This is a genomic window from Desulforhabdus sp. TSK (assembly GCF_022836495.1).
In the GTDB taxonomy this organism is placed as follows: Bacteria; Desulfobacterota; Syntrophobacteria; order Syntrophobacterales; family Syntrophobacteraceae; genus Desulforhabdus.
The window spans coordinates 87,922-111,549 of record NZ_BQXM01000012.1 but is presented as its reverse complement, the minus strand read 5'-3'; the positions used below and the strand labels follow the sequence as shown (position 1 = coordinate 111,549).

Sequence of the window (23,628 nt, the reverse complement as noted above, 5' to 3'; positions counted from 1 at the left end):
TTCACGGGAAAAAATTTAAAGCCGGCTCCGGGAGCATCCCTTTGCACCCGCTTCCCACAGCAAGCCCGCAATGACCCGTTCAGGAGCTGTCTAATACGACAACGAGACATTCCTCCCTCGCGTAGGGTGGGCTTTCGCCGCCCAACCAAGACTCTCGGCGCAGAATGGTGGGCAAAGCCCACCCTATGCAAGAACTCTCCTTGTAGTACTGAGACAGTGCGAAAGAAATCGGCTGAGGACCGTTGCCAAAAACCGCAAAATCTCTTATAGCTGTCCCTGCTGTATTGTTCTCGCAGTCGGATGCTCAAGCACAGTGAATGGGAAACGTGAACTTTGTGAGGAGGAGTTGGGTCTTGGATTGCCCTCGATGCAAAAGCAAATTGGCTCTTGTCCGTTCCTGACGCCGGGTATACCTGCGCTGCCGGGAGTGTGGCGCTTCGTTTACTCTTGAAGAGATTCCAGAAAGCATTTCGGAGGAAGTGGAAGAGCAGCTGGCTCAATGCAGGATCGACCGCATTTGATCGATAAGATGTTTGAGTAAAATAAGCCGGACCATTCCCTCTGTAAAGAGGACCGGACCGGCTTTTCAATAAATTTCCAGTCACGCGGCGTGCGAGGACCCACTACAACCTGGCGGAAGTTTTCATCCCACCTGCGAGAGTTTTTCGCCAACCAGCCTGGCAGCGAGATCGAGAGCTCCCTGGAGATTTTCCGGCTGGCTCCCACCCGCCTGGGCCATATCCGGTCGGCCCCCTCCACTTCCCCCCACGATCTTGACGATTTCCTTGATGAGATTTCCCGCGTGAAGCCGGGCTGTGAGATCCTGAGTTACACCCACCAGGAGAAAAACCTTCTCGCCTTGAACGGCCCCCAGGACGAGCACGCCGCTTGGTATGCGTTCTTTGAAACGATCATAGAGATCCCGCAGGGCCTTGGGATTGTCGGTTTCCACCCGGGTGACCAGCACTTTCACCCCTCCGATGTTCTCAGCCCGCTCCAGCAGATCCGCCGACCGTTTCCCGGCAAGGGATGCCTTCAGGGCTTCCAGTTCCCTTTCCACCTGCTTTTGCTGGGTCATGAGCTTTTCGACCCGTTCGGCCACGTCGGCGGGGCCGGTCTTGAGGAGCCCCGCAGCCGTCTGCAGAATGCCCCTTTGCTTCCGCAGATGCGCCAGCGCATGCCTTCCGGCGAGAGCCTCGATTCTGCGGACTCCCGCTGCGATGCCTGTTTCCTGAACGATGACAAAAACGCCGATATCCCCCGTGCGGTGGGTGTGAGTACCGCCGCAGAGCTCGCGACTGAACCCGGGAATTTCCACCATGCGCACGCGGTCTCCATACTTTTCCTCAAACAGGGCCATGGCTCCGGTCTTGAGGGCCTCCTCCAGGTCCATGACATGCACATGGATGTCTTCATTGGTGCGAATCTCATCGTTGACCCGCTGTTCGATTTCGTCCAGCTCCGAAGGCGTCAGGGCAGCGAAATGGGTGAAATCGAAACGAAGCCGATCCGGCGCCACCAGAGACCCCGCCTGCTTAACGTGGTCTCCCAGAACGGCGCGGAGAGCGGCATGGAGAATATGAGTGGCGGTATGATGCAGGGCCGTGTCCTTGCGGGCCATCGCGTCCACCTTCAGGCGAACGCGCTTTCCGGTGGTCAGGCGCCCTTCTTCCACCTTTCCCACGTGAACGATGAGGTCGCCCGGGAGCTTCAACGTATCCGATACTGTCAGCCTGCCGCCTTCGAAAAGGATTTCCCCCCGATCCCCCACCTGGCCGCCGGATGCACCGTAAAAAGGAGTTTCGGCCGTAACGACCTCGACTGCCGTCCCCGACTCGGCTTCCTGCACGGCTTTACCGTCCCGCACCAGGGCGAGGACCTCGGATTCCGCCTCCAGACTTTCGTAGCCCAGAAAACGCACGGAGACATCTCGAGCCGACAATTGGCGGTAGGCTTCGGACACTTCCCGCTCCCCGCTGCCCTTCCAATGCATGCGGGATTGCTCCCTTTGCTTTTCCATCAGTTTCTGGAATTCCGCCTCTTCCACGCCGAGGGAGAGGTCGCGGGCCATGTCGGTGATGATATCGATGGGAAAGCCGAAAGTGTCGTAGAGCTTGAAGATCAGGCCACCGGGAATGACCCTTCTCCCCTCCGTCTGTAGTTGGCGGATTTCGTTTTGCAGGAGGCCGAGCCCGTGATCGAGGGTTTCGTTGAAGCGTTCTTCCTCGTTGAGAATGACCCGGGTGATGTAGCTCTTGTTTTCCAGCAGTTCGGGGTAGGCATCGTGCATGGCTTCCATGACTTTCACGACGACGTCATGGAGGAAAGGCTTGTCCTGCCCCAGGAAGCGTCCGTGGCGCAGAGCCCGGCGGATCACGCGGCGGAGCACGTAGCCGCGCCCCTCATTGCTCGGCAGGATGCCGTCCCCGATGAGAAACGCCGCTGCGCGGCTGTGGTCTGCGATGACCTTGACGGATACATCCTTTTCGGGGTCGGTCCCGTAGTGGTAGCCGCTGATTTCGGCAATGCGGGCACGCATGGGCGCGAAGAGATCCGTATCGTAGTTGGACGGGACCTTCTGGATCACCGCCGCGATGCGCTCCAATCCCATGCCTGTGTCAATGCTCGGTTTGGGAAGGGGCTCCAGTACCCCGTCCTCCCGGCGGTTGAACTGCATGAACACCAGGTTCCATAGCTCCAGGTAGCGATCGCAGTCGCATCCCGGCCGGCAGTCGGGGCGTCCACAACCCATGGCTTCACCCTGGTCGATGAGGATTTCCGAGCACGGACCGCAGGGGCCGGTATCGCCCATGGACCAGAAGTTGTCCTTGGTGGGAAAAGTCAGAATGCGCTCCACCGGGAGAAAGCGGGCCCAAAACTCGCGGGCTTCCTCGTCCGGCCCCAACCGCATTTCTGCGTCCCCTTCATGGATGGTCGCGTATAGTTTGTCCTTTGGCAGCCCCATGATTTCCGTGAGGAAAATCCAGGCATACTCCACCGCATCCTTCTTGAAATAATCCCCGAAGGAAAAGTTTCCCAGCATTTCAAAAAAGGTATGATGCCTGGCTGTCCGTCCCACGTTTTCCAGGTCATTGTGCTTGCCGCCCGCCCGCATGCATTTCTGGCTTGTGGCTGCGCGAACGTAAGGGCGATGCTCCTCACCCAGGAAGGTGCGCTTGAACTGAACCATTCCGGCATTGGTGAACAGGAGGGTGGGATCATCATGGGGGATGAGAGAAGAGCTCTTAACGTTGGTGTGGCTTCGGTCGTGAAAGAAATCTAGGAACGCCTTGCGGATTTCGCTGGCTTTCATCAAGAAGGTCTCCTCGGGTTAGAGGCTGCATCTATATTCCAAAAATCAGACATCGGCACTGTTGTGTCATTCCCCCCGCATTGCTCATTCGCCGAGGGGCGCATCCACGGGTGAAAGGGGGAACTTCAGGTCGTGAATTTCCCGGATCTTGCGGTCGAGCTCCGAGAGGAGATCGGGATGTTCTCTCAAAAAGGCCTTGGCATTTTCCCTGCCCTGTCCCAGGCGCTCACCACTGTACGAATACCATGTGCCCGCTTTGTCGACAAGATTGGCGTTTACCGCCAGGTCGAGCACGTCGCCTTCCTTGGAGATGCCCCGGCCGTAGACCACGTCGAACTCCACCTCCTTGAAGGGGGGGGCGATCTTGTTCTTGACGACTTTTACACGAGTGCGGTTGCCGATGATATCCTGGCCTTCCTTGATGGGGCCGAGACGGCGGATGTCGAGGCGCATGGTGGCGTAGAATTTGAGGGCATTGCCACCCGTGGTGGTTTCTGGGGATCCGTACATCACGCCGATCTTCATGCGAATTTGATTGATGAAAATGACGCAGGTCTTGGATTTGCTGATGGTCGACACGAGCTTCCGCAGCGCCTGACTCATCAGCCGTGCCTGGAGTCCTACATGGGGGTCTCCCATTTCTCCTTCAATTTCCGCCTTGGGCACCAGCGCCGCGACGGAGTCGATGACAATGACGTCGATGGCGTTGCTCCTCACGAGGATTTCGGCAATCTCCAGGGCCTGTTCACCGTAGTCCGGCTGGCTGATGAGCAGATCTTCCACCAAGACCCCCAGTTTTCGAGCATAGGTGATGTCCAGGGCATGCTCTGCATCGATGAAAGCAGCCAGCCCTCCCATCTTCTGGGCTTCGGCAATGATGTGCAGGGCCAGTGTCGTTTTCCCCGAAGACTCCGGCCCGTAGATTTCCATGATGCGTCCCCGGGCGACGCCTCCAATGCCCAGGGCCAGGTCCAGGGAAAGGCATCCCGTGGGGATGACTTGAATTTCGGTATGCGGAGATCCTTCCCCCAGGCGCATGATCGCGCCTTTCCCGCACATGCGTTCAATCTGAGACATGGCCGTATCCACGGCCTTCTGTCGTTCGTCTGTGGCACCCATAAAAAAGGGCCTCCTTCCATCGATGAATAGGAATGGGTGAGGGTCTAGGGCATGGGCTGGAAAAGGGTGTCCGTAGCTCGCCGCATGCTCCCGTCAGGAGAGGGGTTCTCCCTGCTCCGGGCCGGGATTGAACAAAACCCTTCATGCTCATCCGGTGGTAGAGCTTCCCTGACGGATTCCACCCCATGAGCACTGCCGGTACCCACGTGGTTCGCGTATTTGCTCACTGTGCGAATGCTGCTCGAAATAGCGGAGTATAGCGGGCCCCTTCAGGCCTCAATTCGCTCTTATACAATACAAGCTCTGTGACGTCAAAGTCTTCCGCCTCGAAGGCTTGCCTGGCCAGCAGGGCTTCCTGCAGGACCCTCAGCCGCTGCCTTCCCTTCACGCGGCCCAGCGTGAGATGCGCTTTGAAAGGGCGGTCCTCCCGCTTGAAATCGAGGGCGGCCATGGCCTCCTCCACGCGTTGCTGCACATCGCGCAGGGACGGGATGTCCCCTTTGAGCCCCACCCAAACGACCCGCATTTGCTGGAGAGTCGGGAAGGCCCCGCACCCAGCCGCGTGCAATCTGAAGGGCTGGGTGTCCACCGCAATTTCTGCCAGTTGCGCCTGGATGTCCGCGATGCGGCCGGGAGGGACATCCCCGAGAAACTTCAATGTCAGGTGGATGCGATCGGGCTTCACCCAGCTTACGGGGGCGTCCGTCCTTTGGAGCTCCTTTTGGAGTGCTTCCAGGGAACCCTGGAGCTGAACGGGAAGATCGAGGGCGATGAAGGTGCGGATCACGACGACAACCTCCTCCAGAGCAGGGTGAGAGCGGCTTGTGCCGCGCTTTCCTGGATGACCTCGCGGTCTCCTCTGAACCGATACTTTTCCACGACGGTGCCTTCAGGGGTCGCGCAGGCGATGTAAACAGTGCCCACCGGCTTTTCGGGGCTTCCTCCCGTCGGGCCGGCAATGCCCGTGATGGCGACGGAGACTTCCACCCCCGCTTCCCGGCGAGCCCCTTCGGCCATGGCCCCGGCTACGGGCTCGCTCACCGCCCCGTGGCGCTCCAGCAGCTCCCCGGGCACCTGCAGCAGTTCCTGCTTTGCCCGGTTGCTGTACGTAATGAAGCCCCGGTCAAAGTAATCGGATGCACCCGCCACCGCCGTGATTCTTTTTGAGAGCAATCCACCGGTGCAGGATTCCGCCAGACTCAGTTTCCATCCTTTCATCCGCAGCTGTGCCCCCACGACAGCTTCGATGGACTCTTCATCCCGGCCGCTGATCCGCTCAGTCCCGAGGCGGGTGACGACCTCCCTTTCCGCGGCCTCGATGCGGGTCAGGCAGGCGGTCTTGCTTTCCGCCGAGGCGAAGAGGGTCACCCAATTCTCAACCCCCTGAGGATAGTAACCGATCTCCACTCCCAGCCTGCCGGCATCGAGATCCTTCAGACGCTGATAGATTTCCGATTCAAAGAGGCCTTGAACGCGGATCACCCGTTTCACGCAGAGGTCTCGGTGGGGGAAGCGTTTTTCCATGTCTGGAATCACCAGTTCCGCCAGGAGAGTTTTCATCTCGTGCGGAACGCCCGGCAGAAAATAACAGGGTACCGTGCCATGTTGGATGAAGAACCCGGCCATCCCCTTTCCCAATTTGAGGGCACCCCGGGGCAGTTCGGCCATCCGAGCCACTTCCCGGGAAAGGGTGCGGCCGCTTTGAGCCAGGCGCTCTTCAAGCCATTTCAGGTAGTTGACGTCGGTCTCAAGGGGCAGTCCGAGGGCCTTGGCGACTGCCGTGGTGGTGCGGTCGTCGTCGGTGGGCCCCAGGCCTCCCGTTGCGATGAGAAACTCTGATCTTTCCAGGGCGGAGGAAATGACTTCAACGATTTCCTCCTCCCGGTCTCCTACCGTGATCATCCGCCCCAGGCGGAACCCTCCGGCGCGCAGCTCCCGGGCAATGTGATGAGCGTTTCCGTTGGGGATGTCTCCCAGCAGGATTTCATCCCCAAGCGTCAGGAGGGAGCCGATGACCGCTGTCGTCTTTTGGGGGGCCACCCTTTCAGCCATATTCATATCAGCAATCACCTCTTTTCTTTCGGTTTTGTCGTCATCAGTGCCAGTGTGCGGGCGTCCTCCGCCTTCGTTCCCTCTCATCGCCCACCCGTCGTCCGGCCTGTTTTCCCCTCCCCGGAGCAATGTTCGTCATTCCGGCGAAAGCCGGAATCCAGGAAAATAATGACTTACTGGACCCCGGTTTTCACCGGGGTGGCGTTAAGTCAACGTCATTGTCCCCGGAGGCTCGGCAGATGGTTTCGTACACTTCCAGGAGGGGAATTCCATGGGTATCGGCGATGTGCTTGCATGCATCGTATTCGGGCACGAGGCGCTGCCCTCCTCCCGGGAGGGTGACCGCCTTGACGCGGCACCATCCATAGGGGGTGGGGATCTCCCTGGATTCTCGCGGCAGTTCCACCCGTTTCACGTCCTGAACCCTCACGCCCAGGGTCGTTGTCTCTGAGAACAGGGCGTCCAGGATGCGCGGTTCGTTCCCCGGCTCCACCAGCACCCGCAGGCAGGTTCCCGGGCGGTTTTTCTTCATCTGGAGCGAAAAAAGTGCCACATCCAAAGCACCCAGTTGGAAGAGCCGCTCAGAAACGTGGCCATAGAGCTCGGGGTTCATATCGTCGATGTGCGTTTCCACCAGGAGCAGATCCCGCCGGCGATAGAGGGGCTGAGGCCTCCCGCAGAGGATGCGGAGGAGATTGGGGGGATCGGAGGCAGGGTGGGCTCCCACGCCGTAGCCCGTAGATTCCAGGACCATGTCGGGAATCGTTCCGTAGGATTCCGCCAGGGAGGCCAGGATGGCGGCGCCGGTGGGAGTCACCAGCTCCCTGGGGATCCCGCTGTCATAGACGGGCGCTCCTTCCAGGAGCAGCACCGTCGCGGGAGCGGGCAGGGGCAGCGTCCCATGCTGGGTCTGGACCAGCCCACTGCCGAGGGGGATGCGTGAGGCGTAAATCTTTTCGATGCGCAGGTATTCCAGGCCGATCACGCTCCCCACCACGTCCAGGATGGAATCCAGCGCTCCCACCTCGTGGAAATGGACGCGGGAGATGTCCATGCCATGCACCCGCGCTTCCGCCCGGGCCAGGCGCTCGAAGATGCCGAGGCTCTTTTCCTTCACGGACGGATTCAGATGGCTTGACTGGATGAGGCGGTCAATGTCGGCATAAGTTCGAGAGGGCTGGGGCTCCATCTGAATCGTGACCCGAGACCCCCTGACGGCCCCGCGCATTTCTTCGCCGACCTGGAGGGTATATCCCTCGACGGGAAGCTTTTGCAGCTCCTCCAGCAAGACCTGCATGGAAAGGCCCAGGTCCAGCAAAGCGCCCAGAACCATGTCTCCGCTGATTCCGGAAAAGCAGTCAAAGTACGCTATCTTCATCTCAATCCCTCGTGTGGATGGGAGGCCGCTCCAGCAGCAACGTCATATCTTGTTGCGTATAACAGAAACTCTTGACACGTTAAAGTGCCGATGATAAATTCGCAACCTCCGTCGGGGAATAGTGAAGATCGCCGGAGGGATGGCCGAGTGGTTTAAGGCGGCGGTCTTGAAAACCGTTGAACGAAAGTTCCGTGGGTTCGAATCCTACTCCCTCCGCCATTTCAGGCAGACAAAAACGGAGAGATGGCCGAGTCGGCTTAAGGCGCTCGCCTGCTAAGCGAGTGTACTCTGTAAAGGGGTACCGAGGGTTCGAATCCCTCTCTCTCCGCCACTTCAACAACTTAGCCCCTGTGAATCGATTCTGATTCACAGGGGCTTTTTGTTTGCGTGCGCCCGGCAGGGCGCATTTACTTGGAGGTGAGAGTCCTCTACAGGCCCGACAGGGGGAACTGTTAGCCGGACGGCAAGGGTGTCCATCGCGAGGTGGAATCTGAAGGAAGCCGCAGGCAAAGCGCTGGCCTGACGAACAGAAATCGCATACGAGGCGTTCATGTTGGATGAGAAGGCCAATATCTTCAAAGTCCGATACCTGTACGGAAGACATGGGCGTATATGCGGCGGGCATAAGCGTGAAGGTGAGTGCCCATTACCCGGGGAGATCTTACCGGTCTGCCTTGTGCTACCGCCATCGAGAGGCGGCGGGATGGACGGTGAGAAGTCAGCCGAGGGCATATTAGGTTCCGCTCGACCGGACTGAAGGCCCGAACATGAGACGTGTGGTATCGGAGTCTTGAATTTCGATGACAATAGGAGACGCAGACCGTCGGGCTGGAATGCCCGACACTTCTTCGGTGGGTAGCGGACGGAACCCGCGAGAAGCCGTTGTTTGGGCGTCAAAGGTCACGGCAAGGAAAGAACACTCCAGCCAGAAGACGAAACAGTTGATGGAAGCAGTGGTCGAGCGCGAGAACATGTTGCAAGCGTGGAAACAGGTAAAGAGCAACAAGGGGTCGGCGGGCGTGAATGGGATGGATATAGAAGCCACGCACGTCCACCTTCGGGAGCACTGGCCACGTTTACGAGAGGAATTGCTCGAAGGGAGCTACCAACCCCAGCCGGTTCGCAAGGTAGAGATACCCAAGCCGGGAGGAAAGGGAATGCGGCAATCGGGCATTCCCACGGTAGTGGATCGTCTGATCCAGCAAGTGATGCATCAGGTGATGCAACCGATCTTCGATCCGGACTTCTCCGAGTCCAGCTATGGATTCCGCCCCGGCCGGGGAGCGCATCAGGCAGTAAAGCAAGCCAGGGAGTATGTGTCGACCGGGCGCAGGTGGGCCCTCCTCCTACCCGATGACACCAATTTTGACACCAATTGCTTCTTGATTATCTCGCAAGCCGAATCTTACCCACAGCTTTCCCAACCCTCAGCTTGGGAGACTGATTCGTGGCAATGCTCAACATATCAGATCGTTTTCCTGCCTTGATTTACGTGCTTTGGATAGGGTCCATTTTGTTTTCAAATGCCCCTTATGTGGCGCAAATATGGAACATAATTATAAAGAACTAGAAAATCGTTCGCATCGATTAAGCATGGAATAAGATGGCGCTCCGGCACACTCCAAAATTGGAGGGAAAAGATCGGTTCTTATGCGTGAGAGTAAAAATCTGAATTGGATATAGAGAGGTTAACTTCTGAATTTACCCCAAAGGCTCCTTTATGATTGAAACCACCGGGATCGGTCAGGCCCTCCATTTTCCCGCACCTGGATATTAATTTGCGACAAAACTCTTGACATTGCAATGAAGGGCGGTAGGTTTAGCTCATTAAACTAAGTCTCATTGAGGTGACCATATGCGGACATACAACATTCACGATGCCAAAACCCATTTATCCCGGCTGGTGGAGCAAGCCGCCAACGGTGAGCCGTTCGTCATCGCCAAGGCCGGGAAGCCGATGGTCAAGGTTATTCCGCTCAATGCTCGGGAACCTTCCCGGATCAAAAGGTTTGGCTTCATGGCTGGGCAAATTAACGTGCCGGCCGACTTTGATCGGATGGGCGAAGCCGAGATCATGAAGATGTTTGAAGGGGATGCATGAATCTTCTGCTCGATACTCACTTGTTGCTATGGGCGGCACAAGGCTTTGAACATCTACCGGTGGATGCTCAGACGGCGATGAGCGAGCCTGAAAACGAATTATTCTTCAGCGTCGCCAGCTTGTGGGAAATCGTAATCAAATGTGGCTTGGGCCGCGAAGATTTCAAGGTCGATCCACGAGTGTTGCGACGCGGCCTGTTGGACAACGGCTATCTTGAGCTGCCGATCCTCAGTGAGCATGCGGTGGCCGTCATGACCCTACCGCCAATCCATAAAGATCCCTTCGACCGCCTGCTCGTCGCGCAGGCCATTGTCGAGGGCATAACACTATTGACAGCCGATATACAGGTGGCCAAATACGCCGGTCCGGTGCAACGGGTCTAGCAACAACGGCGGGGCAGGGGCATTTTCAGTAATGAAGGCCAGCCCGACCCCTCTCACGTGGTCCTGAACCCTACAATGCCACTTAGCTTTAAATGATTGAAATTAACACCCTTACCCAGGATTCGGGGATAAAGAGCCTTTTATCAACAAGAGCGTAGCCATGGCGGGAGGCATAGCCTTCAAAGACTCCCACCTGGCAGTTGTCCACTTCACCAACAGTGCCGCAGTACTGGCGCTCAACCCCGACCGAGTCCTCTCCTTTTTTGACAAATGCCGATTCATCGTACATGAGTACCCCCTTGGGATCTCTCATGTCTTAATGGACCAGGGTGTGGTACTTCGAAAGAATCTTGTCCTCATCCCAGAGAGCATCGGTAATGGCACTTTTCATCCGTCGGGGATTTCCCCCTTCGACGTGAAGGGCAATAGGCTCGATCGATTTTCTCTCAAGATCGCTCAACTGGCCCACCATGTATCGGAAGAAGTTCTCCCGGGGCTCACTTTGCGAAAATCCGTCATGGAACGTAGCGTGGAATTCTTTCAGCTCGTCCATAAATCCGGTGATATCAACCTATTCAATCTCATACTGTGGAACGGGATAGAGGCCCTCATCGCGTCTGATCTCGGGCAGCATAATCGGCCTCCATGTAATGATATCCTCCTCCCATGGCTGATTATCGCTCTCCGAGCGGCCTGCTTCAAGCCATAGCGCGTTGTAGGGCTATCCTCTTCGACGATCACGATCCTGAAGAGGCCGCCGAGAGCCGGAAAAGCATGGTGGCCCCGGCACAGCGCTCCGCCGCCGGCATTCCAACTGGAAGCGTTGCCATGAACAGCATATGTGAAGAAATTATGAATGGATACCGCAGGCTGTTAATTTGTTCTGAACTGGACGGCCATGTGCAGGTCAGGACGCCCTACCTTTATCCCGATGGAGATTTTATCGATGTCTACATCCAACGCGTTGGTGATCAAACCATTGTGACCGACCTTGGCGAAACGATCAGATGGCTCGGGACGCAAGCCCTTTCCACTAAGAAATCCCACAAACAACTGGCAATCATTGGAGATATTTGCAGCAATCATGAGGTCTTGTTCTATCGCGGGATGATCATGAGAGGTGAAAAGCTTACCGGGAGATCCGGGCGAGTATACACGATTGATTTTCACACCTTTTCACTTCAAAAGACGGCATTGATCTGCACTTTGAGCACCGGCGGCAAGGCTTCCGCAAAGCGCCTGGCCGAGCACGTGGTCACGACTTGGCACGATCTGAGCTATTCGAAGGTGGGAAGGGAAGCCCAGTCATTCATTTCCCTGTTTGACGACACTATAGACGTATGGTCTTCGGAGGACTTCAACCTCCTCGAAACACTTTCAGATATTGCCTATTGGTCGAAACCGGATGACTTCACCGATCAACTCCTGGCCGCCTAAGCCGCCCTACCCCAGGGCGGCTTTTTTATTCCCACGCCATGCCTCATGCCGCTGACTTCCTCTTTCCTTCGGTGTGCTCGAAGCTCAAGACGAGTTTTCCTCCAAGAGCCGCGGCGGCTCGCTCCAATTGCTTCAAAGTGGGAGAATGCCTTGGATTCTCCAAGCGCTGTGCCGAAGGCCACGAGGTCCCGAGCGCCCGAGCCAGTTCCGCCAGCGATCTGCCCTTCCTGGCTGTCCTCATCAGCAGCGCCGACTGCACCAGGGCGGAAGGATAAATCCACACGCCTCCCTCGTACTCTTTCGGATCGGGAATGTCCATGCCTTCGTCCATCCTCCCTTCGAGGGTCAGATTGAGAACCTCTTCAGCGTTGAACAGCGCCTCCTCCATGGTCTTTCCTTCCGTGAAGGCCTCCTGCAGATCCGGAAACCTGACGAAAATTCCATCCTGATCCTCTTCAAAAATAGCCTGATACGCGATTTTCATTTCAGCTTCACCCCCGTATCCTTTTCTATCTGAGCCAACGTTTTGGGATGAACATCCCTGGCGCCATGGACCGGAACGGTCGTCCGAGCGGAATCCTTCGCCATGCGATGATGACTTCCATTCACCCGGATTACCCTCCAGCCTTCGCTTTCCAGGATCTTTATGATTTGCTTGCCGTTCATCTTCCCTCACGTTGATCGAATGATATATCTTATTTGATATATGGGCAAGATTTTATCCCATCCAGCACACGCAGGACTTCCATTGTACTGATGCCACGAAAATGGATTGTCCATCCACTCCATAGCCCCCCAGACACATCCCATTCCCATCAAGGATAGCTGTCAGGAGACATGGACACTGGCAGCCCCGGACATGGCGGGAATGCCGAGGTGAAAGACCCCAAGTGAGCCCATGGAAGGACGGGACAACCGGATGCTCTGGCGACAGACGTCTGGTGTCGACGACCGGCAGTTGCAGCCGGCAGTCGTGACTGACGGGAGAGACCGTCACCACCACAGTGCTCACCCGGGGGAAGGATAGACCTCGCAGGGTGTTTCGCCCCCCCTCCCCGGCTGCGGGAGCTGCGTGAGGTGCCTGTGAAACGAGAGGGGGATGAAAGGACTCGGATATTTCATGGAGGTGTATTGCCAGGGGCGTCAATACGACTCATGCAAAAATTCACCATGTCCGTGGGCCTCTCATGCTGGGTGCAGGCATCCAATGCACCCAGCATGAGAGAGCCTGAGCCAGAGATCGTTATTGATGGGCTGTACGGCGACAGCCTCGCGTTAGGGTGTGAAAGGGGGCAAATGACATGCGCCGAATAGCACGTTTTGTCTGGCGGATGTTCCATCGCCGCACCGACGATGGCTTCAGTTTCACGTTAAAGGAGTGTTGGTGGATCTCCGGCAACTGCTTCTGAGGATCGATCCATGCGACAGGATCTGACATTTCATGAGGCCAACGCGTGACGATCCTTGACTTCCACCAACTCGCTCAGATAATGAATACGAGCGAAACGACGATCCGTAAGAACTGGAGGAGATACCCTCATTTCTTCATCGGATCAGGACGCAATTTGAAATCGGCCAGGTTCGTTCTAGAGCAGCTGGTGGAGGCATTGAGTCGTGAGTGTGTTCAGGAGAGCATCCGAGAAAACATGGACCGCGAAGTTCATGCTGAACGGAAAAATCCATGCAAAACGAGCGTCCCGGACAAAACTCACCGCGCAGCAGTGGGAGGCGGAAGAGCGAAAGAGGATAGAAGCCGGCCCCCTGGAGACACTTACAATCTCTTTCGGTTCGTTGGCCGAAAGGTACTTTGACAACTGCCGCGCCAGGATGCAGCAAAATACCCGGCGGTCAAAATCGCATTACTACGCCAAGTTTATCGACTACCTGAACGGCAATCCACCAGCGCAAGACATTTCAAAAACCACTTTCCTGAATTACCTGGAACACATTCAATCCACCGAAGGAAACAAAACGGCAAATCGCCATTTGAAAGACCTGAAGGCCCTCTATGATCGGGGGCTCCTCCACGATCTGGTAACGGGCAGCTGGAAGCGGATTTTCTCCCGATGACTCAGAAGCTTTCGGATGTAATGGAAAGACGTTGGCTCGAGCGCAACAAGAGTTCAGTCTATGTTTTCTACAAATCTGATGGGTCACCGCTTGCCTGCTCCGCCAAGAGGGATCTCTTGAGGACCTTGTGTGAACGTGCGGGGGTGAAGCCTTTTGGATTCCATGCCATCCGACACCATGTGGCATCAATCCTGAATGATTCCGGCAAGGCAACTCTTTCCCAGATCCAGCAATTTTTAAGGCACAGGCGCCCCACGACGACTGAAACTTACCTGCACACGATCAGTCGTGACCTGGAAGAATTGACGAAGATCCCGGACAGCAGCGACACCAATCCAACGGAAAAGCTGGTGTCGGTGACACCAATTAGAAACCAGTAATACAGATGCAGAGCTGATGTAATAGAAACCTCAGGGGCTTGGAAATGGCTGTACTCGCTTTCTAAGCGAGTGTACTCTGTAAAGGGGTACCGAGGGTTCGAATCCCTCTCTCTCCGCCACTTCATCAAGTCAGCTCATGAGGGTGTATCTCATGGGCTTTTTTTGTTTGGGTGCTTCCGTACCATCAGGAGGTTGTGCGATGCGGGTCCATGTCGGTCTGGCCGTACTGGCGAGTTTCATTCTGCTGAATGCCGTTGCCCCCGGAGATCTCCTGGCGGAAGGGACTGCAGGAAAAAAGGGAAACGAAAAGTCCATGACCATCACCCAGGCTTTTGCCCTCGGGGCGGTGGAAGGCCTGACGGAATTCCTTCCGGTCAGCTCAACCGGGCATCTGCTTGTAGCCCAGAGACTCATGGGGCTGGAAAAAAACGACCCGGCCCGGCCCCAGGGCAACCCGCAGTCCAAGGATGCTGCGGATGCTTACACCATTTGTATCCAGGCCGGGGCGATCCTGGCCGTCGTCTGGCTTTATTTCGGACGTATGAAACAGATCGTTCAGGGCATACTTGGGAGGGATCGTGATGGGCTGGTAATGGCCGTCAACGTGGTGGTCGCCTTCCTGCCTGCCGCCGTCGTCGGATTGCTCTTCAACAAGATGATCAAGGAATATCTTTTCGGCATGTGGCCGGTGATTTCAGCCTGGATGGTGGGCGGATTGGCTATCCTTCTGGTTGCGCATTTCAAGAATGAAAAAGGCAATCCCATGGCTGGAGGGCGGTCGCTTCGTGAGATGCGAGCCAGAATGGCCATCACCATCGGCCTGGTGCAGTGCATCGCCATGTGGCCGGGAGTCAGCAGGAGCCTCGTCACCATAGTGGGAGGCGTTCTGGTGGGCCTTTCGCTGCCTGCGGCCGTCGAGTTCAGTTTTCTCCTGGGGCTTTTGACGCTCGGGGCGGCTACGGCGTATGATTTCTCCAAACACGGTCAGATCATGCTGGAGACTTTCGATGGTTTTTCCCTGTTCATCGGGCTCGTCTCTGCGTTCATCTTCGCGGTCCTCTCCATTAAATGGATGGTGGGATACCTGAGCCGGCACAGTCTTGCCGTCTTCGGATACTACAGGGTCATCGCTGCCCTGGCAGGGATCGCGCTGCTCCTGACTCAAAGGATCTGAGGTCTCCTGCCGTGCATTGGGGACGGGGCATGGAGACGTCGCCGATGGTCTGTCCTTCGGCCTGAAATCATTCCGTGGGGGGCGGACGTATTTTCCATGAAACACCGGATCATGCATATCGACATGGACGCCTTCTATGCGTCCATCGAGCAGGCGGACCATCCCGAATGGAAGGGCAAGCCGGTGATTGTGGGGGCTTCCATGCGGGGGGTTGTTTGTGCTGCGTCCTACGAGGCAAGGAAATTTGGTGTCCGTTCGGCCATGCCCGTTTTCCAGGCGAGGCGCCTGTGCCCTGGCGGGGTTTACCTTCCCGTGCGCATGAAGCGGTACCGGGAGGTTTCGAGTCTGGTCATGGAAATCTTCAGGCAGGCTTCGCCCCTCGTGGAGCAGGTATCCATCGACGAGGCCTACCTTGACGTTACGGGCACGGAAAAGCTCCACGGTCCGCCGGAGCGTCTGGCCGCCCACATCAAAGAGGCAGTGCTGGAGAAGACCTCCCTCACGTGCTCCATCGGCATCGCCCCCAACCGTTTTCTCGCCAAGATCGCCTCGGAGATGAAAAAACCCGACGGGCTCACCATCATCGAGGAAGAGGAGGTGCCCGGCCTGCTGCAGGGGCTGCCCGTCACGCAGATTCCCGGGATCGGTTCTAAAACCGGCGAACGCCTTCATGCCCTGGGCATCCGTGTGGTGGGCGACATTCTGAAGTTCCCCCTCTCTTTCTGGACCGCACGATTCGGAAAGAGCGGCGCCGCCCTTTACGAAAAGGCGCAGGGACAGGGCTCCTGTGAAATTGTTTCCTATTCCGACCCCAAGTCGTCCAGCGCGGAAGACACTTTTGACGTAGATACGGATGACCCCGAAGAATTGAAGAAATGGCTGCTGCTGCAGGCCGAGGAGGTGGGGCGCGATCTGCGCGCCCGCGGCCTTCGGGGGAAGACGGTAACCTTGAAAGTGAAGTTCGCCGATTTCAAGACACTCACCAGGAGCCGCACCCTGTCGGCCCCCACCCATTGCACGGAAAAAATCTTCCTGACGGCATCCCGGCTCCTGGGTCACCTGCCCCTCACCCAGAAAGTGCGCCTCATCGGTGTGGGGGTTTCCCATCTCGTTTCCGGCTCCCGGCAGATGCCGCTCTTTCCCGATCGCTCTTTTGACCGGTTGGAAAAGCTCGACGTGGCCCTGGATGAAATCCACAAGAAGTTTGGGGACAAGATCCTCAAACGGGGGCGCATCGCGGATTTTGATCCGTGAAAAGGCATTGGGGAGCTTCAAAATCCCCTGTGAATTCCTCTGGTTTGACCTTCCTCAGGATCAGCGTTATAACATCACGTCTCCTATTCACGGAAGCGGGCTGAGGAGGCCATGAGCCTCCGCATTCCGTGCCCGTGGGAGGGGGATTCTTGCGCTTTTTTTCGCAAGAATTTGAAAGCCGCCGAGGTGTCAGCGGATCCTCATAGCCTTCATTTTTGGCCGTGAATGCTGAATTTTCGTGGGTTCGGGAAAATGGGGAACATGAGCGCCGAATAATTCAAGTGTTTAATTGTTGACAACTGTTTAATTGTTGAAGGCTCTTTCCGTGCTATGCTATATTCAATTGGAATTTGAATTTTAAGAGCTGGTAATGATGCCATGTACGTCAGGCCGCGAGAGAAATATTTCACCTGGTGGGTGGTTTCGTCATGGCCTGGAGGCGTGCAACCGGTCTGCAGGGCTGACGGCTTCGGGGAGGGCAGGTGGCCGGTTTGCCCGGGATCCGTGAATTGAAAATTCGAGGAGTGCAACGCGTTCTTCATTCGCTCTCTCCAAGCTCGAGCTGCCCGGGGTATGGTGTTGCCGCCGTGTGCCCCATGCCGTATGACTCACTTCTCGTTCAGATCCAGACGAATTGCTTCTCCTCCACCAGTTAAGGCTTCTATTTTGGTTCCAGGCTTTGCCAAGCCTGGAGGTGTGGGCTTCAGGCTCCCGGGATTTGGACCTGAAGGAATCCATCGGTCTCCGGATTGAGACGACAGACTTTATCTAGGGAGAAATGAAAGATGAATGAGGTTTTCGAACCGAAAATGCTGGCGTTTTTGTGCAACTGGTGCGCCTATGCGGGAGCGGATCTGGCCGGCGTATCGAGATTTCAGTACCCGCCCACTATCCGGGTCATTCGAACCATGTGCTCGGGGCGAGTCGACCCACTCTATGTCATCGAGGGACTGAAGGACGGCTTCGATCAAGTCTCGGTATTTGGGTGACACATCGGAGACTGCCATTACCTGGAAGGTAATATTTATGCTTCAAAGCGTATGAGCGTCGTGGAACAGCTTCTGGATTATTCGGGCATCGGCCGCAAGCGCATGGCCTTGCGATGGGTCAGCGCGGCGGAAGGGCAGATATTCGCCGACACCGTCAAGGAGCTCACCGAGTCCACGAAAGAATTGGGTCCTTTCGATGCCCAAGCATACAATCTGCAACTGGCTGCCGTTGAGAGAGTGCTGCAGGGGCCCCGGGTTCGCTGGATGACGGGCGTTGACCTGCATGTCACGGAAAGAGGCAATGTCTACGGGGAAAAGGTGGACGAACAGGCGTTTCGGGCCATGTTTGAGCAGTCCCTGAAAGAAGAGTATGAGAAGGCCTTGATCCTGGAAGTTTTGGGGGACGGTCCCAGTTCGGTGCGGGAGATGGCCGGCAAGACGGGGCTGCCTGTGTATACCGTTTCTCTGCGGCTGAATGATCTGGAGCGGCGGGGGTTGGCCGACCTGCAGAAGTTTGAGGGATCCACTCCCAGGTTTGTCCGATTGGCAGCATAAGAATCCGCGGTCGAGGGTCTACCGCAGTCCGCCGGTGTTGGAGGTTGCCTCCGCGGCGGCTGGGAAACGGAAGGCCTGGAACGAATAAAGAGGAATGTTTATGGCAAATTCAAGCGGAAAAAAGAAAAAGGGCGCCGTCCTCGTAGTCGGCGCGGGAGTCGCCGGGATGCAGGCCTCGTTGGATCTGGCCAGTTCCGGTTACTTAGTACACCTCGTAGACAAGTCGCCCACCATCGGCGGCATCATGTCACAGCTCGACAAGACCTTCCCCACCAACGACTGTGCCATGTGTATCATTTCTCCCAAACTGGTTGAAGTCGGTCGTCACCTCAACATCAACATTCTTCCCAACACCGAAGTGGAAGGATTGGAAGGAGAGGCCGGCAATTTCCAGGTGGCCCTCAAGAGCCATCCGCGCTACATCGACCTCAAAGCCTGTACGGCCTGCGGCCAGTGCCGTCAGGTCTGCCCCGTTACGGCGGTCAATGAGTTCAACCAGGCCCTCGACCTGAGGGAAGCCACCTACATGCGCTATCCCCAGGCGATTCCCAGGGGGTTCACCATCGACCGGAACGTGTGCATCGGCTGCGGCCTCTGCGAAAAAGTCTGCCTGGCTGAAGCGGTGCACTACGACGATACGGCCAAAGAGTTCTCTCTGGACGTGGGTGCGGTGATCCTGGCGCCGGGCAACGAAATTTTCGATCCCTCCAAGTTCGATACTTATAATTATCTGAATCTCCCCAACGTAGTCACGAGCCTCGAATTCGAGCGCATCCTGAGCGCCTCGGGTCCCTATCGCGGCCACCTCATGCGTCCCTATGACCGCGAAGAGCCCGCCAAGATTGCCTGGCTCCAGTGCGTGGGATCGCGCAACATCAATGCCTGCGACAATTCCTACTGCTCTGCCGTCTGCTGCATGTATGCCATCAAGGAGGCGGTCATCGCCAAGGAGCATGCGCACGGCAACCTGGACACCGCCATCTTCTATATGGACATGCGCACCTACGGCAAGGAATTCGAGCAATACTACAACCGGGCCAAGGAGCATGGTGTACGGTTCATCCGTTCCAGGATCCATTCCATCGAGCCCGAAGGGGAGTGTGATCTGAGGCTCACCTATGCCGATGAGCAGGGCCAGCAGAAGAGCGAAGTGTTCGATATGGTCGTCCTCTCGGTGGGATTCGAGGTGGGTAAGGAAACGGTGGAACTGGGAAAACGCCTGAACATCGACCTGAACCGTCACAAATTCGCCGTCACCGACGGCTTCAAGCCCGTAGAGACTTCCCGTCCGGGCGTCTACGTCTGCGGCACGCTGCAGGGCCCCAAGGATATTCCACAGTCGGTCATGGAGGCTTCGGGAGCGGCGGCGGGAACCAGCGCCCTCCTCAGCGAATCGCGCTGGACGGAAACACGGAGCCTGCAGCTGCCTCCTCAGCGGGACGTGAGCAAGGAGCCTCCGCGCATCGGCGTTTTTGTCTGCAACTGCGGCATCAACATCGGTGGCATCGTGGATGTTCCCGCTGTCAGGGAATATGCCCGGACGCTTCCTTACGTGGTCCACGTGGAGGACAATCTCTTCACCTGCTCCCAGGATACCCAGGTGCGAATGGGGCAGGTCATCAAGGAAAAGGGCATCAACCGCATGGTGGTTGCCGCCTGTACGCCCCTCACCCATGAGCCCCTCTTCCGGGAAACACTCCTCGATATCGGTCTGAACAAATACCTTTTTGAAATGGCCAACATCCGCAACCAGGATTCCTGGGTGCACATGAAAGATCGGCAGAAGGCCACGGACAAAGCCAAGGACCTGGTGCGCATGTCCGTGGCCAGGGCTGCGCTGCTCCAGCAGCTGGAAGAGCAAAAGATCCAGATCCAGCAGAGTGGGCTCGTCATCGGCGGCGGCATTGCGGGAATGAATGCTGCCCTGAACCTGGCCCAGCAGGGGTTCAGCGCCATTCTTGTCGAAAAGGGTACGGAGCTGGGTGGTTTGGCGCGATGCGTTACCCACACCATCGACGGTATGGAAGTTCAGCCGTATGTGGACTCCCTCATTGCCGAGGTGAAGGCCCACCCGGGTATAAAGGTCCTTACAGAATCGGAAGTGACCTCCTTCAAGGGCTACAAGGGCAACTTCACCACGAAGGTCCGCGTCGGCTCCTCTCTCGAAGAAGAGACCTTCGAGCACGGTGTCGTCATTGTTGCCACCGGAGCCAAGGAATATCGCCCGAAGGAATTCCTCTATGGCGAGCATGACGGGGTCATGACTCAAATGGATTTGGATGAGGTGCTCCGCCAGAGGGGGGCCGGCAATGGGAACGATCCGGCCAAGTGGAATCGGGCCATCATGATCCAGTGCGTGGGATCGAGAAACGAGGAAAATCCCAACTGCAGCCGCATCTGCTGTCAGAGCGCCGTAAAGCATGCCCTGGAGCTGAAGAAGCTCAACCCCGCAATGGACATTGTCATCCTCTATCGCGACATGAGGATGTACGGCCTGTTGGAGGACTACTACACCGAGGCGAGAAGGCAGGGGATCATTTTCTCCCGCTTCGACCTGGATGATTTGCCCAAGGTGGAGAGCAACGGCGCGGGCCTGAAGGTCACCTTCCACGACCATGTGCTCCAGCGCCACATCCAGATGCCGGCCGATGCCGTCGTTCTGAGTGCGGCCACTCTCGCTGCGAATACCGACCAGCTGGCGACTCAGCTCAAGGTTCCCCGGAATGCCTACGGCTTCTTCATTGAAGCCCACGCCAAACTCCGCCCCGTGGATTTCTCTTCTGAAGGAATCTACCTGTGTGGGACGGCTCACAGCCCCAAGCTCATCAGTGAGAGCATCACCCAGTCGCTGGCTGCCGCTTCCCGGGCCGGGTCCTTCCTGGCGGGCAAGACCCTCAGCGTCGGCGGGGCCGTGGCCCACGTGGACAAATCCCATTGCGCCGCCTGCCTGGTGTGCGTCATGAGCTGCCCCTACGGCGTGCCGAAGATCAACGACGAAAACGTTTCGGAGATCAACCCGGCCCTTTGCCAGGGCTGCGGGGTCTGCGTGTCCGAATGCCCGGCCAAAGCCATTCAGCTATCTCATTTCGAGGATGATCAGATAACCGTAGAGGTGCATGCTCTACTGGAAGGAGCTGTATAATGGATGAACAGTTCGAACCCATTGTTATCGCCTTCTGCTGCAGCTTCTGAGCTTATTCCGCAGCGGACCTGGCAGGTTCCATGAGATTGAGCTATCCGACCAATGTGAAAATTGTAAAACTCCCGTGCAGCGGCAGAGTGGACGTCGTTCACCTCCTGAAGGCCTTCGAAGACGGTGCGGATGGGGTGTACGTGGCCGGGTGCCTGGAAGGAGATTGCCACTACCAGGTGGGAAATCTGCGGGCCAAGAAACGTGTCGCCTATGTCAAGGACATACTGGACAAGATCGGCATCGGTGGGGAGCGTGTGGCCATGTATAACCTCTCGGCCGGCCAGGGCCCGAGGTTTGCCGAAATCGCCCGGGAGATGAGCGAAAAAATTAAACAGCTGGGGCCAACCCCCCTCAGGAAATCCGGTGGCAGTGCCAAGGGTGTGAAGCTCACGCCTGGCACAACGAAGGAGGAAGCCGCATGATCATTGCCGAACCAAAACCCATTGATGAAATCATCGACTCATTGAAAGACTTCAACAGGATCCTTGTGGCGGGATGCGACGGTTGCGTGACCGTCTGCGAAGCCGGTGGGATGAAAGAAGTCGAAGTCGTCGCCTCCGCGCTGCGTATCTATTTCAAGCAGGCGGGCAGGGCGGTGACCGTTGATGAAATCAGCCTGACACGCCAGTGCGATCGCCCCTACACCGCTCAACTCGCTGACAAGATCGATCAGTACGATGCGGTCCTTTCCCTGGCCTGCGGCGTGGGCGTTCAATTTTTGGCTGAAGATTATAAAAACAAGCCGATCTTTCCCGGGGTGAACACCTGCTTCATGGGAGGAACGGAAGAAAAAGGACTGTGGACCGAGCGTTGCCAGGGCTGTGGAAAATGCATCCTGGCAAACACCGGCGGCATCTGCCCCATCGCCCGCTGTTCCAAACGCATGCTCAACGGCCCCTGCGGCGGTTCGTCCGATGGGCGGTGCGAAGTGAACAAGGACATCGCGTGCGGGTGGCATCTCATTTATGAAAGATTGAAAGAGCTGGGGCAGCTGGATCGTTTTGAAACACCTACGGACCCCAAGGATTGGAACACCAGCCGCGATGGCGGCCCCCGGAAAGTCATTAAGGAGGTTTCTCGTCTATGAGCACAACGCCACTTTACAGTAAACTGCAGAAGATCCTTGCCGCCGGACACTTTGGTGTGACTTCGGAATGTGGTCCTCCCCGCAGCTGTGATCCCAAGGGTGTCGAAGAAAAGGCCCGCATGATCGGCGATTATGTAGACGCCATCAACGTGACGGACAACCAGACGGCTGTGGTGCGCCAGTGCAGCCTTGCGTCCTGCATCCGCATCAAGCAGATGGGGTATGATCCCGTGCTTCAGATGGTCACGAGGGATAGAAACCGCATCGCCCTTCAGAGCGATCTCCTGGGGGCTGGGTCTTTCGGCATCAACAATATACTGTGCCTCACCGGCGACCATCAGAGCTTTGGCGACCATCCCAATGCCGCCAACGTCTTCGACCTGGATTCGACGCAGCTCGTCCAGACCGTCAAGAAGATGCGCGACGAGGGAAAACTGCTGAGCGGATTCGAACTGAAGGAATGTCCCCAGATGTTCATCGGCGCGGCGGAGAACCCCTTTGCCGACCCGTTTGAAATCCGCGTCAGCCGCCTGGCCAAAAAGGTTGCCGCGGGCGCCCAGTTCATCCAGACCCAGTGTATCTACAACATCCCCAAGTTCAAGCAGTGGATGCAGGGGGTTGTGGACAGGGGGTTGGACGAGAAAGTCTACATCATGGCGGGCATGACCCCCATGAAGGGTGTCGGTATGGCCAAGTACATGAAGAACCGTGTTCCCGGTATGGACGTACCCGACGACCTCATCAAGCGCCTGAGCGGCGTGCCCAAGGAAAAGCAGGCTGAAGAGGGGATCAAGATCTGCATCGAGCAGATCCAGGAGCTCAAGGAAGTGAAGGGAGTCAAGGGCTTTCACATCATGGCCATCGAATGGGAAGAAAAAGTTCCCGAAATCGTGCAGCAGGCCGGCTTGTACCCGCGACCCAAAGTAGATTGATCCATAGACGACGGCGAAGGTTCCTGCCGTCTTCCCTGTGCAACCTGGTGCGGCATGGGTGTCAATCCCTGCCGCATCGGGATGATCGGGAGCGGATCAGCAGTCCGCAAGGGCAGCGTGAAGCATCTCGGGTTTTGGGACCAGCCGAGCCAAACGCCACATCGGAAAATTGATGCACCGAATGAGGCAATCATCACCTCATCCGGATTTA

The 23,628-nt window shown here is 57.0% G+C and carries 20 protein-coding genes, 2 tRNA genes and 2 pseudogenes; 15 read left to right on the top strand and 9 right to left on the bottom strand.

The features are described 5' to 3' along the window. Positions 1 to 643 precede the first annotated feature (643 nt). The 5 genes from alaS to larC all read right to left on the bottom strand — a co-directional run bounded on the left by alaS (position 644) and on the right by larC (position 7,862). Positions 644 to 3,313 (bottom strand): alanine--tRNA ligase, encoded by a 2,670-nt coding sequence (alaS, locus tag MWC30_RS09395; protein WP_244083910.1) that lies wholly within the window; start codon positions 3,311 to 3,313, stop codon positions 644 to 646. 84 nt (positions 3,314 to 3,397) lie between these two features. Continuing rightward, positions 3,398 to 4,432 (bottom strand): recombinase RecA, encoded by a 1,035-nt coding sequence (recA, locus tag MWC30_RS09390; protein WP_244083909.1) that lies wholly within the window; start codon positions 4,430 to 4,432, stop codon positions 3,398 to 3,400. A 223-nt stretch (positions 4,433 to 4,655) separates the two neighbouring features. Continuing rightward, positions 4,656 to 5,219, bottom strand: coding sequence for an RNA 2',3'-cyclic phosphodiesterase (gene thpR, locus MWC30_RS09385; RefSeq protein WP_244083908.1), 564 nt, complete (start codon positions 5,217 to 5,219; stop codon positions 4,656 to 4,658). After that, complete coding sequence (locus tag MWC30_RS09380; RefSeq protein ID WP_244083907.1) at positions 5,216 to 6,490, bottom strand: CinA family nicotinamide mononucleotide deamidase-related protein; 1,275 nt, start codon at positions 6,488 to 6,490, stop codon at positions 5,216 to 5,218. Before MWC30_RS09380 ends, thpR begins: the two co-directional genes overlap by 4 nt. A 184-nt stretch (positions 6,491 to 6,674) precedes the next feature. Then, a complete protein-coding gene (larC, locus tag MWC30_RS09375) occupies positions 6,675 to 7,862 on the bottom strand; it encodes a nickel pincer cofactor biosynthesis protein LarC (RefSeq protein ID WP_244083906.1) in 1,188 nt (395 codons plus the stop codon). Between the two features lie 133 nt (positions 7,863 to 7,995). Between larC and MWC30_RS09370 the strand changes: the two genes are divergently transcribed. The 5 genes from MWC30_RS09370 (at position 7,996) to MWC30_RS09350 (ending at position 10,346) form a co-directional block, all read left to right on the top strand. After that, positions 7,996 to 8,081 (top strand) — tRNA-Ser (locus MWC30_RS09370). An 18-nt stretch (positions 8,082 to 8,099) separates the two neighbouring features. Next, a tRNA-Ser gene (locus MWC30_RS09365) sits at positions 8,100 to 8,193 on the top strand. Between the two features lie 613 nt (positions 8,194 to 8,806). Beyond that, positions 8,807 to 9,349 (top strand): reverse transcriptase domain-containing protein, encoded by a 543-nt coding sequence (locus tag MWC30_RS09360; RefSeq protein WP_244083905.1) that lies wholly within the window; start codon positions 8,807 to 8,809, stop codon positions 9,347 to 9,349. A 368-nt stretch (positions 9,350 to 9,717) separates the two neighbouring features. Then, the gene (locus MWC30_RS09355) at positions 9,718 to 9,963 is read left to right on the top strand and encodes a type II toxin-antitoxin system Phd/YefM family antitoxin (RefSeq protein WP_244083904.1); all 246 of its coding nucleotides are present in this window, start codon (positions 9,718 to 9,720) and stop codon (positions 9,961 to 9,963) included. Beyond that, on the top strand, positions 9,960 to 10,346 hold the full coding sequence (locus tag MWC30_RS09350; RefSeq protein WP_244083903.1) for a type II toxin-antitoxin system VapC family toxin: 387 nt from the start codon (positions 9,960 to 9,962) through the stop codon (positions 10,344 to 10,346). The genes MWC30_RS09355 and MWC30_RS09350 overlap by 4 nt, the downstream gene beginning before the upstream one ends. A gap of 88 nt (positions 10,347 to 10,434) precedes the next feature. Here the strand turns inward: MWC30_RS09350 and MWC30_RS09345 are convergent. Next, positions 10,435 to 10,899, bottom strand: a pseudogene (locus MWC30_RS09345) (transposase). A 113-nt stretch (positions 10,900 to 11,012) separates the two neighbouring features. Here MWC30_RS09345 and MWC30_RS09340 point away from each other — a divergent pair. Further along, the gene (locus MWC30_RS09340; RefSeq protein ID WP_244083902.1) at positions 11,013 to 11,783 is read left to right on the top strand and encodes a DUF1828 domain-containing protein; all 771 of its coding nucleotides are present in this window, start codon (positions 11,013 to 11,015) and stop codon (positions 11,781 to 11,783) included. Positions 11,784 to 11,826: 43 nt separating this feature from the next. Here MWC30_RS09340 and MWC30_RS09335 read toward each other — a convergent pair whose 3' ends face one another. Further along, on the bottom strand, positions 11,827 to 12,267 hold the full coding sequence (locus MWC30_RS09335; protein WP_244083901.1) for a type II toxin-antitoxin system HicB family antitoxin: 441 nt from the start codon (positions 12,265 to 12,267) through the stop codon (positions 11,827 to 11,829). Beyond that, a complete protein-coding gene (locus MWC30_RS09330; RefSeq protein WP_244083900.1) occupies positions 12,264 to 12,449 on the bottom strand; it encodes a type II toxin-antitoxin system HicA family toxin in 186 nt (61 codons plus the stop codon). The genes MWC30_RS09335 and MWC30_RS09330 overlap by 4 nt, the downstream gene beginning before the upstream one ends. Positions 12,450 to 13,445: 996 nt before the next feature. On the opposite strand from MWC30_RS09330, the gene MWC30_RS09325 reads away from it, so the two are divergent. From MWC30_RS09325 to MWC30_RS09310, 4 genes are all read left to right on the top strand, one after another. Then, positions 13,446 to 13,853 carry a phage integrase N-terminal SAM-like domain-containing protein gene (locus MWC30_RS09325; protein ID WP_244083899.1) on the top strand — a complete coding sequence of 136 codons (408 nt, stop codon included), beginning with the start codon at positions 13,446 to 13,448 and terminating at the stop codon, positions 13,851 to 13,853. Continuing rightward, positions 13,850 to 14,233 carry a tyrosine-type recombinase/integrase gene (locus tag MWC30_RS09320; protein WP_244083898.1) on the top strand — a complete coding sequence of 128 codons (384 nt, stop codon included), beginning with the start codon at positions 13,850 to 13,852 and terminating at the stop codon, positions 14,231 to 14,233. The genes MWC30_RS09325 and MWC30_RS09320 overlap by 4 nt, the downstream gene beginning before the upstream one ends. Before the next feature lie 199 nt (positions 14,234 to 14,432). Then, the gene (locus tag MWC30_RS09315; protein ID WP_244083897.1) at positions 14,433 to 15,407 is read left to right on the top strand and encodes an undecaprenyl-diphosphate phosphatase; all 975 of its coding nucleotides are present in this window, start codon (positions 14,433 to 14,435) and stop codon (positions 15,405 to 15,407) included. A gap of 96 nt (positions 15,408 to 15,503) precedes the next feature. Beyond that, entirely contained in the window at positions 15,504 to 16,661 is a 1,158-nt protein-coding gene (locus tag MWC30_RS09310; RefSeq protein WP_244083896.1) for a DNA polymerase IV, read from the top strand. A 209-nt stretch (positions 16,662 to 16,870) separates the two neighbouring features. Here the strand turns inward: MWC30_RS09310 and MWC30_RS09305 are convergent, their stop codons facing one another. Then, positions 16,871 to 17,203 carry a hypothetical protein gene (locus MWC30_RS09305; RefSeq protein ID WP_244083895.1) on the bottom strand — a complete coding sequence of 111 codons (333 nt, stop codon included), beginning with the start codon at positions 17,201 to 17,203 and terminating at the stop codon, positions 16,871 to 16,873. 243 nt (positions 17,204 to 17,446) lie between these two features. On the opposite strand from MWC30_RS09305, the pseudogene MWC30_RS22475 reads away from it, so the two are divergent. The 5 genes and pseudogenes from MWC30_RS22475 to MWC30_RS09280 form a co-directional block, all read left to right on the top strand. Then, positions 17,447 to 17,842 (top strand): annotated as a pseudogene (locus MWC30_RS22475) (hydrogenase iron-sulfur subunit); the annotation flags it as partial. A gap of 463 nt (positions 17,843 to 18,305) precedes the next feature. After that, positions 18,306 to 21,347: a CoB--CoM heterodisulfide reductase iron-sulfur subunit A family protein gene (locus MWC30_RS09295; RefSeq protein ID WP_244083894.1), complete on the top strand. Its 3,042-nt coding sequence runs from the start codon at positions 18,306 to 18,308 to the stop codon at positions 21,345 to 21,347. Next, complete coding sequence (locus tag MWC30_RS09290) at positions 21,347 to 21,820, top strand: hydrogenase iron-sulfur subunit (protein WP_254006164.1); 474 nt, start codon at positions 21,347 to 21,349, stop codon at positions 21,818 to 21,820. Before MWC30_RS09295 ends, MWC30_RS09290 begins: the two co-directional genes overlap by 1 nt. Further along, positions 21,817 to 22,485: a methylenetetrahydrofolate reductase C-terminal domain-containing protein gene (locus MWC30_RS09285; protein ID WP_244083892.1), complete on the top strand. Its 669-nt coding sequence runs from the start codon at positions 21,817 to 21,819 to the stop codon at positions 22,483 to 22,485. The genes MWC30_RS09290 and MWC30_RS09285 overlap by 4 nt, the downstream gene beginning before the upstream one ends. Then, positions 22,482 to 23,417 (top strand): methylenetetrahydrofolate reductase, encoded by a 936-nt coding sequence (locus tag MWC30_RS09280; RefSeq protein ID WP_244083891.1) that lies wholly within the window; start codon positions 22,482 to 22,484, stop codon positions 23,415 to 23,417. Before MWC30_RS09285 ends, MWC30_RS09280 begins: the two co-directional genes overlap by 4 nt. The last annotated feature ends 211 nt before the right edge of the window (positions 23,418 to 23,628 follow it).

Excerpts from the sequence above, each read along its gene's own strand:
- MWC30_RS09330 (WP_244083900.1), bottom strand. The coding sequence starts at position 12,449 with ATGAACGGCAAGCAAATCATAAAGATCCTGGAAAGCGAAGGCTGGAGG.
- alaS (WP_244083910.1), bottom strand. The coding sequence starts at position 3,313 with ATGAAAGCCAGCGAAATCCGCAAGGCGTTCCTAGATTTCTTTCACGAC.
- MWC30_RS09355 (WP_244083904.1), top strand. The coding sequence starts at position 9,718 with ATGCGGACATACAACATTCACGATGCCAAAACCCATTTATCCCGGCTG.
- larC (WP_244083906.1), bottom strand. The coding sequence starts at position 7,862 with ATGAAGATAGCGTACTTTGACTGCTTTTCCGGAATCAGCGGAGACATG.
- MWC30_RS09360 (WP_244083905.1), top strand. The coding sequence starts at position 8,807 with ATGGAAGCAGTGGTCGAGCGCGAGAACATGTTGCAAGCGTGGAAACAG.
- MWC30_RS09285 (WP_244083892.1), top strand. The coding sequence starts at position 21,817 with ATGATCATTGCCGAACCAAAACCCATTGATGAAATCATCGACTCATTG.
- MWC30_RS09310 (WP_244083896.1), top strand. The coding sequence starts at position 15,504 with ATGAAACACCGGATCATGCATATCGACATGGACGCCTTCTATGCGTCC.
- MWC30_RS09305 (WP_244083895.1), bottom strand. The coding sequence starts at position 17,203 with ATGAAGAACGCGTTGCACTCCTCGAATTTTCAATTCACGGATCCCGGG.
- MWC30_RS09320 (WP_244083898.1), top strand. The coding sequence starts at position 13,850 with ATGACTCAGAAGCTTTCGGATGTAATGGAAAGACGTTGGCTCGAGCGC.
- MWC30_RS09295 (WP_244083894.1), top strand. The coding sequence starts at position 18,306 with ATGGCAAATTCAAGCGGAAAAAAGAAAAAGGGCGCCGTCCTCGTAGTC.
- MWC30_RS09315 (WP_244083897.1), top strand. The coding sequence starts at position 14,433 with ATGCGGGTCCATGTCGGTCTGGCCGTACTGGCGAGTTTCATTCTGCTG.
- MWC30_RS09280 (WP_244083891.1), top strand. The coding sequence starts at position 22,482 with ATGAGCACAACGCCACTTTACAGTAAACTGCAGAAGATCCTTGCCGCC.
- MWC30_RS09335 (WP_244083901.1), bottom strand. The coding sequence starts at position 12,267 with ATGAAAATCGCGTATCAGGCTATTTTTGAAGAGGATCAGGATGGAATT.
- MWC30_RS09350 (WP_244083903.1), top strand. The coding sequence starts at position 9,960 with ATGAATCTTCTGCTCGATACTCACTTGTTGCTATGGGCGGCACAAGGC.
- MWC30_RS09380 (WP_244083907.1), bottom strand. The coding sequence starts at position 6,490 with ATGAATATGGCTGAAAGGGTGGCCCCCCAAAAGACGACAGCGGTCATC.
- recA (WP_244083909.1), bottom strand. The coding sequence starts at position 4,432 with ATGGGTGCCACAGACGAACGACAGAAGGCCGTGGATACGGCCATGTCT.
- MWC30_RS09325 (WP_244083899.1), top strand. The coding sequence starts at position 13,446 with ATGCTGAACGGAAAAATCCATGCAAAACGAGCGTCCCGGACAAAACTC.
- MWC30_RS09340 (WP_244083902.1), top strand. The coding sequence starts at position 11,013 with ATGGCTGATTATCGCTCTCCGAGCGGCCTGCTTCAAGCCATAGCGCGT.